Genomic DNA, 13,851 nt, shown 5'->3' on the forward strand with positions numbered 1-13,851 from the left:
AGGGGGCTTCGCCCGGTTCTGGCATGATCGCCACGGTGTCCGGTCGGGCCTCCCGGACCCTTTCGGACACGCCGGGTGAAGCTCTGGCTTTACTTTCTCTTGAGCGGAACCGTCAGCGCCCGGATATCCTCCTAACCCTTACGGGGGCGTGCGCCCCGCTGTCCTGAACCTTCCGATGGGTGCGGAGCATGATCGAGGCGGCTGGCCTGACCAAGCGCTACGGTGACAAGACCGCGGTGCACAACCTCTCCTTCCAGGTGCGTCCGGGTGCGGTGACCGGCTTCCTGGGACCCAACGGCTCGGGCAAGTCCACGACCATGCGGATGATCCTCGGGCTGGACAACCCCACCGCCGGGACGGTGACCATCGGCGGCTATCCCTACGGCAAGCTGCCCAACGCCCCCCGCCAGGTCGGCGCGCTCCTGGACGCCAAGGCGGTGCACGGCGGCCGCTCGGCCCGCCAGCATCTGCTGAGCCTGGCCCAGTTGTCCGGCATCCCGGCCCGCCGGGTGGACGAGGTCCTCGGGGTCGTCGGCCTCCAGGACGTGGCGAAGAGGCGTTCCAAGGGCTTCTCGCTCGGCATGGGCCAGCGGCTCGGCATCGCCGCGGCACTGCTCGGCGACCCCCAGGTGCTGCTCTTCGACGAGCCGGTCAACGGCCTCGACCCCGAGGGCATCCTCTGGGTCCGCAATCTGATGAAGGCGCTCGCCGCCGAGGGCCGTACGGTCTTCGTCTCCTCGCATCTGATGAGCGAGATGGCGCTGACCGCCGACCACCTCATCGTGATCGGGCGCGGCCAGTTGATGGCCGACATGAGCGTGACGGAGTTCATCTCCGCCAACTCCGCCGACTTCGCGCGGGTGCGCACCCCCGAGACCGAGCCGCAGCAGCGGGAGAAGCTGACGGCCGCGCTCACCGAGGCGGGCGGCCATGTGCTGCCCGAGCCGGACGGCGCGCTGCGGGTGACCGGGCTTCCGCTGCCCCGCATCAGCGACCTCGCGCACGGCGCGGACGTACGGCTGTGGGAGCTGTCCCCGCACCAGGCGTCGCTGGAGGAGGCGTACATGCGGATGACGCAGGGCGTGGTCGACTACCGCTCGACCGCCGACCAGCGCTCGGGCCTCCAGCAGCCGCTGCCGCCGGGGGTCCAGCCCCCGATGCCGGTGCCGGGACAGGGCCAGCCGGGCTGGTACGCCCCGCCGCCGCCCCAGCCGGGCACGCCGTACGCCCCGCAGACCCCGGCTCCGGGCCCGTACGGCGGCGGGTACGGCGCGCCGGGCGCCGGGGCCCCCAATCCGTACGCGGCGCCCGTGCAGGCTCCGCAGCCGCAGCCGGCGCCCGTCGTCGCTCCCCCGGCCCCGCAGCAGGCTCCGGGCGCCGGGCCCGCGCAGTCCGCCGCGGACGCCGACAAGGCCGCCGCATCCGCCGAACCGACCCAGCCCGAGGACGCCCGATGAGCACGCACCAGCCCCCGCTGCCCCCGGCACCCGCGGCCGCCGTGAGCGGCGGTCCGTACCCCGGCTACAGCTCGCCCATCCCGGTCGTGCGCACCCACCTCGGGCACGCGCTGGCCTCGGAGTGGACGAAGATCAAGTCGGTGCGGTCGACGGTGTGGACGCTCGGCGTGTTCGCGCTGCTCGTGTTCGGCATCGGTCTGATGGTCGCGCTCGCGGTGCGCGGCACGTCCGCCGAGCTGTCCGGCGCGACCGCTCTGACCCTGGGATTCTTCGGGCTGCTGCTCGGCATGGTCTGCGTGATCACGCTGGGCGTGCTGACGACGGCCTCGGAGTACGGCACGGGCATGATCCGTACGACGATGACGGCGTGCCCGACCCGCGGCCGGGTCCTGGCCGCCAAGTCCATCGTGTTCTTCGTCCTCGCGTTCGTGGTGACGCTGGTGACCGTGACCGTGACGGGCCTGGTGCAGACCGGACTGCTGGAGGGCCAGGGCGTGGACTCGCCGACCGCGCAGGACTGGCTGAAGGCCACGGTCGGCATCAGCCTCTTCATCGCGCTGATCGGCCTGATCTCCCTGCTGGTCGGCTCCATGATCCGGCACTCGGCGGGCGCCATCACCGTCATGATCGGCGTGGTGCTCGCCCCGCTGGTGATCGCCCTGTTCATGAACACGTCCTCGCTGGAGAAGGTCCAGGAGGCGCTGCTCGAGTACTCGATCCCGAGCCAGATGGGCGTCTTCTACGACAACACCCTCAGCCATTCCGGGCCCTCGGGCTGGGAGCCGCTGTGGATCATGCTGGGCGTGACGGCCGCGGCCTACGCGGCGGCGTACGCGCTGCTGCGGACCAGGGACGTGTAGCCCGCGCCCCTCGCACGGAGCGGTCCGCGCCGGGTCAGAACCTCGGCGCGCCACCGGGCCGCCGCACCCTCGTGGTGCGGCGGTCCTTCGCGTTCCAGCAGGCCTTGTGCCAGTGTCTGCGGTCGTCGACGCCCGCGTACTGGGGCCAGGCCACCACGTGCGGGACGCCGGAGGGGATCAGCTGGTCACAGCCGGGGCAGCGGTAGGTCTTGCCCTCGGCGCTCGCCCCCGCGACATGGCGCACGCTCCAGTCCTCGCCCTGCCAGCTCTCGCTGGACTGCCAGCCGCCGTACCGGCCGGCCCCGTCGTCCTCGGCGCTGCGGCCGGACTCACCGGCTGCCTTCGGTCGGTTGCGACGCGGGGACACGGGACACCTCTCGGGGCTATACAGGAAGCACGGGCCGCGTCCAGCCTACGCGGCGCCCCCGCGGGCACGCGGGAAAGAACCAACCCGCACAAGTCCCCCTCAGGGGCGATCCATTCCAGCAGAGAACCGACCATTCTGCAGACAATCCGCAAATCCCCCTGCCGAGCCGTGTCCTGGGCACGTGTCATGTGGTTATGCCGAGAGCGGGGGAGCTCCGGTCGGAGCCGAGAAAGCGGGAAGTGCGATGCGTGTAGGAAGTTTTGTCCTGGCGGCCCGGTTCCCGGGCCAGGGGCCCGGAGAGGCCCTCCACCGGGCGGTCCGCTCGGCGGAGGTGGCCGACGAGGTGGGTCTGGACGCCGTGTGGCTGGCCGAGCACCACTTCGTGCCGTACGGGACCTGCCCGTCGGCGATCACCCTGGCCGCCCTGCTGCTCGGCCGCACCCGCCGGGTCAGGGTCGGCACCGCCGTCAGCGTCCTGCCCACCGCCCACCCGGTAGCCGTCGGCGAGCAGGCGGCCCTGCTGCACGTGACCAGCGGCGGACGCTTCACGCTCGGCGTCGGACGCGGCGGCCCGTGGGTCGACCTGGAGGTCTTCGGCACCGGTCTCGGCGCGTACGAACGCGGCTTCCCCGAGTCGCTGGACCTGCTGCTGCGCTGGCTGCGGGAGCCGTCGGTGGGGGCCTCGGGCGAGCGGTACCGGTTCCGCGAGGTGCCCGTCGTGCCGCGCCCCTCGGAGTCGCTGACCGAGGCGCCGGGGCCCGAGGTGGTCGTCGCGTGCACCTCGCCCGCGAGCGTGCGGCTGGCCGCCGAGCGCGGGCTGCCGATGCTGCTCGGGATGCACATCGGGGACGAGGAGAAGGCGGAGATGGTCGCGCTGTGGCGGCGGCATGCGCGGGCGGCGGGCCGGTCCGGCGAGGAGATCACCGGGGCCGGGCACGTCTCGGCCGGGGTCTGCCAGCTCGCGGACCGGCGCACGGACGCGGTGGAGACGCTGCTGAAGGCGATGCCCGGCTGGCTGAAACAGGGTCTCGACGCGCACGTGACCGTGGACGGCCGGGCGCGCGCGATGCGCGATCCGCACGCCTACACCGAGTTGCTCTGCGGGCTGCACCCGGTGGGCACGCCCCGGCTCGCCGCCGACCGGCTCGCGGCGACGGCCGAGCGCACCGGCATCTCCCGGTTCGCCCTGCTCACCGAGGGGTCGGGCGATCTGAACGCGACGGAGGAGAATCTGCGGCGTCTGGGCGCCGAGGTGCTGCCCCAACTGCGCTGACGCCCCCGACGTCCGCCGCCGGGGTGCCTGCCGCTCCGGCGCCGCGCGGGCTGCGCGGGACCGGAACGACAGGCCGGCCGGGCCGTCAGCAGTCCCGGAGTTCCGGCGACTGATTGAGCAACTGGCTGCGCACCGAGGTGAATCGGGCCAGCGTCTCGTCGGCCGAGGGGTCGAGCGGGAACACCGCCACCCGGTGGCAGTTCTGGAAGGCGAGCCGCACTCCGAAGTGCCGCTGCAACGCGCCGCGCATGGCGTCGCTCGCGAGCACACGCAGCAGCTCACCGCGCGCGTGCTCGTCCGGCGGGGGCGTCTGGTTGTCGGCGAAGGGTCCGCCGTCCACCTTCAGCCGCGCCACCAGGGTGCTGATCATCTCCCACGCAAAAGGCAGGGAGGTCCGGACGCAGTCGACGAATTCTGCATCGTCGACCTCGCCTCGCTCGGCCTTTTCGAGTAGGGCCGGTGAGACGTCGAGCGACATGGGTTCTCCTCTCGCACCCCCGAGGGACAGGGGTTGCCGGACAGATGTGGGAGTGCGCGACATCCGGACGATCGGTGCACCCACCGCGCCCCCCGATTCCTACGGTAGGCAACCGTCGGTGACCACACCAGCAGAATGCGTATATGGAACGGTCGCACTGCGGTCACAATCGGCCAGGGATGAACAAGAGTTTCCAGGGACAAATAGGGTGACCCACTGGACGGTTGGGGCGGGCGGTACGGAACGGACTCCGGGCGAATCGCGTGCACCGGGGCGCGTCGAGTAGCGTTGCCGACCATGCGTCTCGTCATTGCCCGGTGCTCGGTCGACTACGCCGGCCGGCTCACCGCCCACCTGCCCTCGGCTCCCCGCCTGATCCTGGTCAAGGCGGACGGCAGCGTCTCCATCCACGCGGACGACCGGGCCTACAAGCCCCTCAACTGGATGTCGCCGCCCTGCACCCTCAAGGAGGGCACGGGGGACGACAGCGGGGTGTGGACCGTCATCAACAAGGCGGGCGAAAAACTGATCATCACGATGGAGGAGATCCTGCACGACTCCTCCCACGAACTCGGGGTGGACCCCGGTCTGATCAAGGACGGCGTGGAAGCGCACCTCCAGGAGCTGCTCGCCGACCGCATCGAGACGCTCGGCGAGGGCTACACGCTCATCCGCCGCGAGTACATGACCGCCATCGGCCCGGTGGACATCCTGTGCCGGGACGCCGACGGCGGCACCGTCGCGGTCGAGATCAAGCGGCGCGGCGAGATCGACGGCGTGGAGCAGCTCACCCGCTATCTGGAGCTGCTCAACCGCGACCCGCACCTCGCCCCGGTGCGCGGTGTCTTCGCCGCCCAGGAGATCAAGCCCCAGGCCCGCGTGCTCGCCACGGACCGGGGCATCAACTGCCAGATCCTCGACTACGACGCGATGCGCGGCATCGAGGACGACAAGCTGCGGCTGTTCTGACCCGCTCGCCCTGCCGGGCGGCCGCCCCGGTCAGATGACCTCGCCGGGGCCGCTGCTCGACGGATCGGCGGACCGCTCGACGGGCGAGGCGCTCGCCGAGGCGGGACCGCTGGCAGAGGTGGAGGTCTGCGGGTCGGAGCCGGTCGCCGTCGTGGTCGGTGACGGGGTGGTGGTCGTCGGGGTCGGGGTCGTCGGCGACGGCTTGGGCGACCCCGTGGGCTTCGAAGTCGGCTTCGAGGTCGGCTTGGCCGTCGTCCCGCTCGGCTTCGGCTCGGGCTTCTCCGACTGCTTTCCCCCGCCCGTCCCCTTCGTCTCCCCCGAGCCGGCGGCCGCCGTGGTCGCCGTGGCGGACGGGGTGGGGTCGTCGGCGGTGCCGAGGGTGCCGTCGGGGCCCGGGTCGGTCGGCCCGGCGCTCGGGGCGGACTTGTGGCGGGCCTTGGCGTCGTCCTTCTTCGGCACCGCGCCCAGGTTCCCGTCGTCCAGGCCCTGCGTCGCGGACGGGTCGATCTCCACGCTGCCCGCCGGGTCGCGGTCGGCGTTCTGCTGTGAGGTCATGCCGAGCGTGACGACCGTGCCGAGCACGGCGACGAGCAGCGCGCCGGACCCGGCGGCCACCAGATTGCGCCGGGCCGCGCTGCGGAACCCGCTCCTGCCCTCCTCGGCCGCCGGGCTCATCGTGGCCGTGCCCGCCCCCGAGGCGCCGTAGAGCGCGACGGGCGCCGGGCGGGTCTGGTCGGCCCGGGCCTCGGACGCCTCGGCGGCCGTCAGCGCGGCCAGCGCGGGCAGGTCGCCCGCGCGGTCGGCGACCAGCGCGAGCGCGCGGCGGCCCGCGACGGTGCCCCGCTTGTCCGCGAGCGCGGCCCGCAGTCCCTGGGAGGTCTCCAGTTCGCTGCGGGCCCGGTCCAACTGGCCCTCGCACAGCGCGAGCACGCCCAACTCATGGTGGAAGTAAGCCTGTTCGGCCGTGTCACCGGCGAGCCGGGCGGCCTCGGTGCCGACGCGCAGGGTGCGCTGCCAGGCGTTCCAGTGGAGTCCGGCGGCGAAGGCGGCGCAGGCCGCGTGGGCGAGCCGTACCGCGCAGTTCTCCTCCGCGTCCTCCTCGCTCCCCTCCCCCTCGGGCCGCCGGCGTACGGCGGGGGCGAGCAGGGCGAGTGCGGCGAGCACCGCGTCGGCCTCGGCGCACACCCGCTCGGGTGCGACCGAGGGGTGACCGGCCCACCAGGCGTAGTGCCGGGCGGCGGTGAGGGCGCGTTCGGCGGCGTCGTCGCCGTATCCGGCGGCCTCCAACTGGGTGCGGATGCTGGACGCGAGCCGGTAGCGGGCACCGGCGCGGGAGACCAGGCCGCAGGCGGACAGCTCGGCGAGCGCGGCGTCGGCGTGGGTGTCGCCCACCAGCGCGGGCAGATGGGCCTGGTGGGGCACCTCGCCCTCCAGCGCGACGGCGAAGCGGAGGGTGGCGCGGGCCGAGGCGCTGAGCCGGGAGGCGATCAGCGGGGCGGGGGCGGCGGCCTCGCCGAGGGAGGGCAGCGGGACCTCCTCGGCCTCGTCCTCCTCGACCGGTACCCCGAACACCGCCTCGACGGCGGGCCGTACGTCCTGGAAGACGCCGTACTCGTCCACCACCCCGGCGCCCGCGCGCAGTTGCTCACGCTGCCGGAGCAGGGCGCCCGCCTGGACGAACCGGAGGGGCAGGCCCTCGGACTCGAACCACAGGTCACCCGCCCAGTTGGCCTCCTCCTCGGTGAGCGCGCGGCCGAGCGTGCGCTCCAGGATCCGCACGCTGGCGGCGCGGTCCAGGCCGGGGAGTTCGACCTCCTCGACCTCCAGGTCGGCGGCGGGGGCGGGGATGTCGGGGGTGGCGCCGAGCAGGAAGGCGCACTCGGGGGTGGAGTCGAGCAGGTCGGCGAGGGAGGCGCCGCCGAACTCCAGGTCGTCCACGACGACGACGGCACCGATCCCCTTGACCAGCGCGCGCAGTTCGTCCGCCCCGGGGTGGCGGGTCGGGGCGTCGTAGACGGTGTGGAAGAGGTCGCGCAGGAGGTCGTCGGCGGTGCGGTGGGCGCCGGTGAGCCGGACGACGCCGTCGGGGGCGAGGTCGGTGCAGTCCTCGGCGACGAGGTCGAGCAGGGCGGTGCGGCCCGCGCCCGCCGGGCCGGTCAGGCGCACGGAACGCCCCCGGGTGAGCAACTGGACGAGGCTCTCGCGCAGCTCCTGCCGGGAGAGCAGCTCGACCTCGTCCTCGTCGGCGCCGGGCGGCAGGGCGGCGTACTCGGCCTCGGCACGCTCCTCGGCGCTGCGCTTGCGGGGCGTTCCGGTGCCCGGGGTGCCGGGCGGGACGGGCGCGATCTCGCTGCCGTCGACGGGGTTGACGGTCAGCAGGAAGTCGCCGGCGACGACGCGGGTCGTACGGGCGAGGGCCGGGGCGCTCTGGACGAGGTCGGCGGTGAGGGAGTCGCGGGGCGGCCGGCGGCTCGGCGCCCGGTCGTGCTCCTCGGCTCCCGGAGTGATCGGGTCCATGGGTTCTCCCCAAAAGCGTCGTGTGCCCTGTCTCGGCCCCCACCGGCCTGCCGCACATCGCGCTGTCGCTTCTGGTCCGGTCCCGCTCGAAGGGATACGAGGCAGCGGGCGACCGAACCTTAAACCTTCGGACGGCATCCGCGACAGGGCGGGGTGCCGGGCGGTCCGAGAGATCACGGTCCGGTGAGGATTGCCCCCGACGTGCGGTTCGGCGTCCGTGTCCGGCCTTGCGGCTTCGCGGCGCACCCCGCCGCGACCGCGCCACGTGACCGCCGTACGTCCGCCGCGAACCGGCGTGCGCGGGCAGGACCGTTACTGCCCGCCGGTCACACCCGGGGCAGCGATTCGACGCCGATGCCGCCCTCGATGGCGAGGATGCGGTGCAGCCGGGTGGCGACCAGCAGGCGCTGCATCTGCGCCGGCACGTCGCGCAGCACCAGGCGGCGGCCGCAGCGGCCGGCCCGCCGGTGGGCGCCCATGATCACCCCGAGCCCCGTGGCGTCCCAGGAGTCCAGTTCGGACAGGTCGAGCACGAGATCGCCGATCCCGTGGTCGACGGCCGCGTGCAGGGCCGTACGGGCGTCCGCCGCGCTGCGGACGTCGAGGCGCCCCCCGACGACCAGCTCGGCGTGGTCGCCCCTGATGTACATATGCGCTCCCCGTTGAGTGCGAGTGGCGTACTCCGTGTCGGTGCTGTGCACCGTCTGACTGTGTGAGGGGCAGAGCGGTTGCTCTTTGTAAGCGAACCGATACCGAATTCACCCCCGGGAGTGATACTCCGGGGGCGCTTGTCCGGATGCGTACGGATCGGTACCGGGTCGACACCGGTCGGTGCCGACCCGGTACCGCGTCGGTACGGATCAGTACGTGTAGAAGCCCTGCCCGCTCTTGCGTCCGATGTCACCGGCGTCCACCATCCGGCGCATCAGCTCCGGCGGGGCGAACTTCTCGTCCTGGCTCTCGGTGTAGATGTTGCCGGTGGCGTGCAGCAGGATGTCCACGCCGGTGAGGTCGGCGGTGGCCAGCGGGCCCATGGCGTGTCCGAAGCCGAGCTTGCAGGCGAGGTCGATGTCCTCGGCCGTGGCGACGCCGGACTCGTAGAGCTTGGTGGCCTCGACCACGAGGGCGGAGATGAGGCGGGTGGTGACGAACCCGGCGACGTCGCGGTTGACGACGATGCAGGTCTTGCCGACCGACTCGGCGAACTCCCGTGCGGCGGCGAGGGTTTGGTCACTGGTCTTGTAGCCCCGGACCAGCTCGACGAGCTGCATCATCGGCACCGGCGAGAAGAAGTGGACGCCGACGACGCGCTCGGGGTGCTCGGTGACGGCCGCGATCTTGGTGATCGGGATGGCGGAGGTGTTGGAGGCGAGCACGGTGTCGGGCCGCACGATCTTGTCGAGCGCGCGGAAGATCTCGTGCTTGATCTCCAGCTTCTCGAAGACCGCTTCGACCACGATGTCCGCGTCCGCCGCCGCGTCCAGGTCGGTGGTCGGGGTGATCCGGCCGAGGGCGGCCTCGGCGTCGGCCGCGTCCAGCTTGCCCTTGGCCACGAACTTGTCGTACGAGGCCCGGATGCCGTCGGTTCCGCGCTTGAGAGCCTCGTCGGTGACGTCACGCAGAACGACGTCCCAGCCGGCCTGAGCGGCGACCTGGGCGATCCCGGACCCCATGAGCCCGGCTCCGATGACGGCGAGCTTCCCAGCCACTCCCACACCCCTTACGCGCTGTTTATGGTTCCTCTCGGCGGACATTAGCGCTCGGGCGCGGCCGTGAGGACCGTAAGTAACGCGTGTCACGGTCTCAGGGCGTGAGACACCCGTCACGTTCCGGTTCCGCCGCCGCGGGGCGTCAAATCCGTACGCTTTCGCACCCTTTGACGGGTGGTTGGGTCAGCGGGGTTCCCGGATCGCGTGGTTCGGGACCTGCCCGCTCGGCAGCTCCTCGATGCCGTCCGGGAGGACGAGCACCTCTCGGGAGACCGCGCCGGGTCGCGCCGGGTTCGCACCGGCTTCGCGCCGGGCGAGCATGGCGCCCCGATGGCGGCGGAGACCGTCTGGTGGACCCGGCAGATCCGATGAGGCTGGGTCCCCGGTGGCTGGACCTGCTCTCGCACCTCGTGCCGTTCCGCTGTCTGGTGGACGCGGTGCGCGACGCCTACGTGAGCCGGTACCCGAGCGCCCACATGCCGTACGGCTCGCTCGTCCCCGTGGGATTCGCCGTGCTCGCCGTGGCGGTGGGCACACGGGTGTTCCGTACGGCCGGGGCGTAACTACGCTGGCCGCATGGTCAATCTGACGCGTATCTACACGAGGACCGGCGACAAGGGCACCACCGCCCTCGGCGACATGAGCCGGACCGCCAAGACGGATCTGCGGATCTCGGCGTATGCCGATGCCAACGAGGCGAACGCCGTGATCGGTACCGCGATCGCGTTGGGAGGGCTGGAGGAGGAGATCGTGACCGTCCTCACCCGGGTGCAGAACGATCTGTTCGACGTGGGCGCGGATCTGTCGACGCCGGTGGTGGAGAACCCGGAGTTCCCGCCGCTGAGGGTCGAGCAGTTCTACGTGGACCGGCTTGAGGCGGACTGCGACCGGTTCAACGAACGCCTGGAGAAGCTGCGGTCGTTCATCCTGCCGGGCGGCACCCCGGGCGCGGCCCTGCTGCACCAGGCGTGCACGGTCGTACGGCGGGCGGAGCGGTCCACCTGGGCTGCCCTTGAGGTGCACGGCGACGCGATGAACCCGCTCACCGCGACCTACCTCAACCGCCTCTCCGACCTGTTGTTCATCCTGGCCCGCACGGCGAACAAGGAGACCGGGGACGTGCTGTGGGTGCCGGGCGGCGAGCGCTGAGGCAGGGAACCGAGGGACACGAGAGAGGGTCGGGACGCCTGAGGTGTCCCGACCCTCTCCCCGCTACTTGTCCGCGTCGCTCGTCGCGTCGCGGTCCGCCGCGGCGGCCGCCGACTCGGCGGCGTCGACCTTCTTCTTCATGTCCGCGTAGCCGGACGGGGTCGCGGTGACGGTCGCCGACGGGCTCCCGGTGCCCGGGGTCGTCGCGGCGTCGTCGTGGCCGCAGCCCGTGGCGAGGACCGCGAGCGCCGTCAGCAGGACGGCCGCGGCGACGCGCATCAGCTGCCCGCCTTGCCGTCGTCGTTCTTCGCGCACCAGTCCTCGACCGAGTTCAGGTCCTTCTGGCGCTGCTCCAGGTTGGTGCGCAGCGACTTGCGGAAGTCCAGCCGGTCCTGGAGGAAGGTGGCAATCTCGGAGTGGTCGGCCTTCTTGGCGTTGTCCACGCGCTGCTGGAGCCGGGCCACCGAGCCGCGCCGGGCCTTGCCCGCGTCCAGCCGCTTCAGGGCGCGGTGCAGCCGTCGGTCGATCTTGGGGACGCGCTTGCACAGCGCCTTGGCGCCGCCCCCGGTGGGTCCGGCGGCCTTGGGGGCGGGCGTGGCGTCGGCGGCCGTGGCGATCCCCGCCGAGCCCGCCAGGACTGCCGCGGCCGCGAGTCCGGCCAGGAGGGTGCGGGCCTGGGGTCGTATGGGCATGTGCCTCTCCTTCGCTTCCGGGGCGGCCGGGCCGGCCGTCCGTCGTGGAAGAAGCTAGGAGCCTTCTTTGGGGAAACTCTGTGACCGGTTCGTCCCGCCCGTGACGCCGTGGGCGGCGGTGCCGATCAGCCAGTCCCGGCGGCCGGGTTGCCCCGGGCCGCCGAGCGGCAGCCGTACCTCGAAGCGCGCCCCGGTGCCGTCCGGTCCTTCGGCGACGGCCACGCTGCCCCGGTGCAGCGCCGTCTGCTGGGCGACGAGGGTGAGACCGAGACCGGAGCCCTGACTGTCCGGGCCGCGCCGGAACCGCTCGAAGACCCGCTGCCGGGCCTCGGGCGGTATGCCGGGCCCCCGGTCGGTCACCGTGAGGACGGCGTCGTTCCCGGCGCGGTGCGCGCTCACCCGTATCCGGGCTGCGCCGGTCGCGTCGCGGCCGTGGGCCAGCGCGTTGGCGAGCAGGTTGTCGAGCAGCAGCCGCAGTCCCGGCTCCCAGCCGTGCACGGACAGTCCCGGCTCCGCCGCCAGGGTGATCCCGGCGTCCCGGTCCCGGCGGCGGGCCTCGGCCACGGCAGCGTCGGCGACGTCCCCGAGGTCGACCGGCGCGAAGGTCTCCGCCTCCACCAGGTCGCCCCGCCCCAGCTCCCGCAGCATCACCAGCAGGCCGAGCAGCCGGGCGTGTTCGATCCTGAGGTCCGCCAGCACCTCCTCGCGGTCGCCGTCGGGCAGCCCGGGGAAGCCGAGGATGTCGAGGTTGGTGCCCATGCTCATCAGCGGGGTGCGCAGTTCGTGCGCGGCGGCGGCGGAGAAGGAGCGGGCGGTGTCCAGGGCCTCGGCGGTGCGCGCGGCCTGCTCGTCGTAGCGGGCGAGGACGGTGCGCAGGGTGGCGGCCAGCTCGTCCACCTCGGTGACCCCGGTGCGCTCCTGCCCGGGCCGGTCCCCGCTGGTGCGCGGGTCGAGCCCGGCCGTACGGCGCGTCAGGCGCCGCAGCGGGGCGCTCGCGCCGCTCGCGACGCCCCAGGCGAGCAGCCCGGACAGCGGCGCGGCGAGCAGCGCGGTCAGCACCACCCGGCGCCGCACCAGTCGGACCTGGGCGCGGTCGGCGGTGTCGGGGGCGAAGACCCAGAGCGTGCCGCGCGCGCTCCCGGCGCGGACCGGCCGGGCCAGGACCTGCCAGGCGCGGCCGCCGTCCCGGACGGTGACCGGTCCGGCGCCGGGCGCGGGCAGCCGGGCGGAACCGCCGGGTTGCGGTCCGCCGCTGAAGGAGACTCCCCCGCCTTCGACGCGCACGCCCACGTCGAGAGCCGCGCTGAACAACTGGCGCTCGCGCACGTCGGCCATCCGGGGGCGGCCGTTCGCGGAGGCGCGCAGCAGGGCGCGGGCGTCGGGGGCGACGGCGGTGGCCCGCCGGCGCAGATGCTCGGTGCCCGCGCCGCGCAGATCGCGCGCGACCAGGTGCAGCAGCAGCCACCCGGAGGCGAGCACGAGCAGCGGCACGGTGCAGCCGACGGCGAGACCGACCCGGGTGGAGAGTTTCACGGCGCCTCCCGGAGGACGAAGCCGACGCCGCGCACGGTGTGGATCAGCCGGGGTGAGCCGTCCGCCTCCAGCTTGCGCCGCAGATAGCTGACGAAGGTGTCCACGGCGTCGGTGCGCACCTCGAAGTCGTAGCCCCAGACGCGTTCCAGGAGCTGGTCGCGGGTGAGCACGAGACCGGCGTTGCGGGCGAGCACCTCCAGAAGGTCGAACTCGCGTCGGGTCAGCTCCAGTTGGCGGCCGTCCCGCTCGGCGGTGTGGGCGGCGGGGTCGATCACGAGTCCGGCCGCGCGCAGCAGTTCGCGGTCGGCGGGCGGGCTGCGGCGCAGCAGGGCGCGCAGCCGGAGGACCAGCTCCTGGAGGGCGAAGGGCTTGACGAGGTAGTCGTCGCCGCCCGCCTGGAGCCCGGCGATGCGGTCGGCGGTCTCGTCCAGCGCGGAGAGCATGAGCACGGGCAGTTCGCGGCCCTCGGCGCGCAGCCGGGAGCACACCTGGATGCCGTCGAGGCCGGGCATCGACACGTCGAGCACCAGCACGTCGGGCGGTTCCTCGGTGACGGCGGCGAGCGCGCGGGCGCCGTCGGGGGCCGTGCGCACCGCGAAGCCGTTCAGCCGGAGCCCGCGTTCCAGGGAGCGGCGGATCGCCGCGTCGTCGTCGACCACCAGGACCGTCCCGGACCGTGGTGCGTCACCCATGCGCTCTCCTCATCAATCTACCTACAGAAGAAGGGAGTTGAGAATTTCCCCGACTTCCCTCCCATATGGTCCAGACCTATTGACCGGTGGTCCAGACCTTTCTATTCTCGCGGCAGCATGGGCGTGAAGGCTCAGTCATGCCCCCCATGCCTCCT

At 73.0% G+C, this 13,851-nt stretch carries 15 protein-coding genes and 1 pseudogene; 6 read left to right on the plus strand and 10 right to left on the minus strand.

Features of this window, described 5'->3' with window-relative positions:
* The first annotated feature begins 188 nt into the window (after window positions 1–188).
* The gene (locus tag ACWEEU_RS16175) at window positions 189–1,457 is read left to right on the plus strand and encodes an ABC transporter ATP-binding protein (protein WP_451732819.1); all 1,269 of its coding nucleotides are present in this window, start codon (window positions 189–191) and stop codon (window positions 1,455–1,457) included.
* Window positions 1,454–2,317, plus strand: coding sequence for an ABC transporter permease subunit (locus ACWEEU_RS16180; protein ID WP_385747860.1), 864 nt, complete (start codon window positions 1,454–1,456; stop codon window positions 2,315–2,317). Before ACWEEU_RS16175 ends, ACWEEU_RS16180 begins: the two co-directional genes overlap by 4 nt.
* Window positions 2,318–2,351: 34 nt before the next feature.
* On the opposite strand, the gene ACWEEU_RS16185 is transcribed toward ACWEEU_RS16180, so the two are convergent.
* Entirely contained in the window at window positions 2,352–2,684 is a 333-nt protein-coding gene (locus ACWEEU_RS16185) for an ATP/GTP-binding protein (RefSeq protein ID WP_385747862.1), read from the minus strand.
* 244 nt (window positions 2,685–2,928) lie between these two features.
* Here ACWEEU_RS16185 and ACWEEU_RS16190 point away from each other — a divergent pair, with 244 nt between their 5' ends.
* Window positions 2,929–3,957: an LLM class flavin-dependent oxidoreductase gene (locus ACWEEU_RS16190; protein WP_451732823.1), complete on the plus strand. Its 1,029-nt coding sequence runs from the start codon at window positions 2,929–2,931 to the stop codon at window positions 3,955–3,957.
* An 85-nt stretch (window positions 3,958–4,042) separates the two neighbouring features.
* Here the strand turns inward: ACWEEU_RS16190 and ACWEEU_RS16195 are convergent, their stop codons facing one another.
* Window positions 4,043–4,435, minus strand: coding sequence for an SCO5389 family protein (locus ACWEEU_RS16195; protein ID WP_199587308.1), 393 nt, complete (start codon window positions 4,433–4,435; stop codon window positions 4,043–4,045).
* A gap of 297 nt (window positions 4,436–4,732) precedes the next feature.
* Between ACWEEU_RS16195 and nucS the strand changes: the two genes are divergently transcribed.
* Window positions 4,733–5,404, plus strand: coding sequence for an endonuclease NucS (gene nucS / locus ACWEEU_RS16200; RefSeq protein WP_018544534.1), 672 nt, complete (start codon window positions 4,733–4,735; stop codon window positions 5,402–5,404).
* A 30-nt stretch (window positions 5,405–5,434) separates the two neighbouring features.
* On the opposite strand, the gene ACWEEU_RS16205 is transcribed toward nucS, so the two are convergent.
* From ACWEEU_RS16205 to ACWEEU_RS16220, 4 genes are all read right to left on the minus strand, one after another.
* On the minus strand, window positions 5,435–7,921 hold the full coding sequence (locus ACWEEU_RS16205; RefSeq protein ID WP_451732827.1) for an ATP-binding protein: 2,487 nt from the start codon (window positions 7,919–7,921) through the stop codon (window positions 5,435–5,437).
* Window positions 7,922–8,247: 326 nt separating this feature from the next.
* Window positions 8,248–8,571 carry an STAS domain-containing protein gene (locus ACWEEU_RS16210; protein ID WP_199587311.1) on the minus strand — a complete coding sequence of 108 codons (324 nt, stop codon included), beginning with the start codon at window positions 8,569–8,571 and terminating at the stop codon, window positions 8,248–8,250.
* Window positions 8,572–8,781: 210 nt separating this feature from the next.
* The gene (locus ACWEEU_RS16215; RefSeq protein WP_451732830.1) at window positions 8,782–9,630 is read right to left on the minus strand and encodes a 3-hydroxyacyl-CoA dehydrogenase family protein; all 849 of its coding nucleotides are present in this window, start codon (window positions 9,628–9,630) and stop codon (window positions 8,782–8,784) included.
* 183 nt (window positions 9,631–9,813) lie between these two features.
* Window positions 9,814–9,951 carry a hypothetical protein gene (locus tag ACWEEU_RS16220; protein ID WP_451732833.1) on the minus strand — a complete coding sequence of 46 codons (138 nt, stop codon included), beginning with the start codon at window positions 9,949–9,951 and terminating at the stop codon, window positions 9,814–9,816.
* 44 nt (window positions 9,952–9,995) lie between these two features.
* Here ACWEEU_RS16220 and ACWEEU_RS16225 point away from each other — a divergent pair.
* Window positions 9,996–10,193, plus strand: a pseudogene (locus tag ACWEEU_RS16225) (ABC transporter permease); the annotation flags it as partial.
* 13 nt (window positions 10,194–10,206) lie between these two features.
* Complete coding sequence (locus tag ACWEEU_RS16230) at window positions 10,207–10,779, plus strand: cob(I)yrinic acid a,c-diamide adenosyltransferase (RefSeq protein WP_385747870.1); 573 nt, start codon at window positions 10,207–10,209, stop codon at window positions 10,777–10,779.
* A 63-nt stretch (window positions 10,780–10,842) separates the two neighbouring features.
* Here the strand turns inward: ACWEEU_RS16230 and ACWEEU_RS16235 are convergent, their stop codons facing one another.
* From ACWEEU_RS16235 to ACWEEU_RS16250, 4 genes are read right to left on the minus strand one after another with little or no spacing between them, the layout of a single operon-like run.
* A complete protein-coding gene (locus ACWEEU_RS16235) occupies window positions 10,843–11,058 on the minus strand; it encodes a hypothetical protein (RefSeq protein ID WP_451732837.1) in 216 nt (71 codons plus the stop codon).
* Window positions 11,058–11,471, minus strand: coding sequence for a hypothetical protein (locus ACWEEU_RS16240; RefSeq protein WP_451732840.1), 414 nt, complete (start codon window positions 11,469–11,471; stop codon window positions 11,058–11,060). The genes ACWEEU_RS16235 and ACWEEU_RS16240 overlap by 1 nt, the downstream gene beginning before the upstream one ends.
* Window positions 11,472–11,525: 54 nt before the next feature.
* Entirely contained in the window at window positions 11,526–13,004 is a 1,479-nt protein-coding gene (locus ACWEEU_RS16245; RefSeq protein WP_451732843.1) for a sensor histidine kinase, read from the minus strand.
* Window positions 13,001–13,696, minus strand: coding sequence for a response regulator transcription factor (locus ACWEEU_RS16250; protein ID WP_451732846.1), 696 nt, complete (start codon window positions 13,694–13,696; stop codon window positions 13,001–13,003). Before ACWEEU_RS16250 ends, ACWEEU_RS16245 begins: the two co-directional genes overlap by 4 nt.
* Window positions 13,697–13,851: the final 155 nt, after the last annotated feature.

Source organism: Streptomyces sp. NPDC005004, assembly GCF_053600675.1.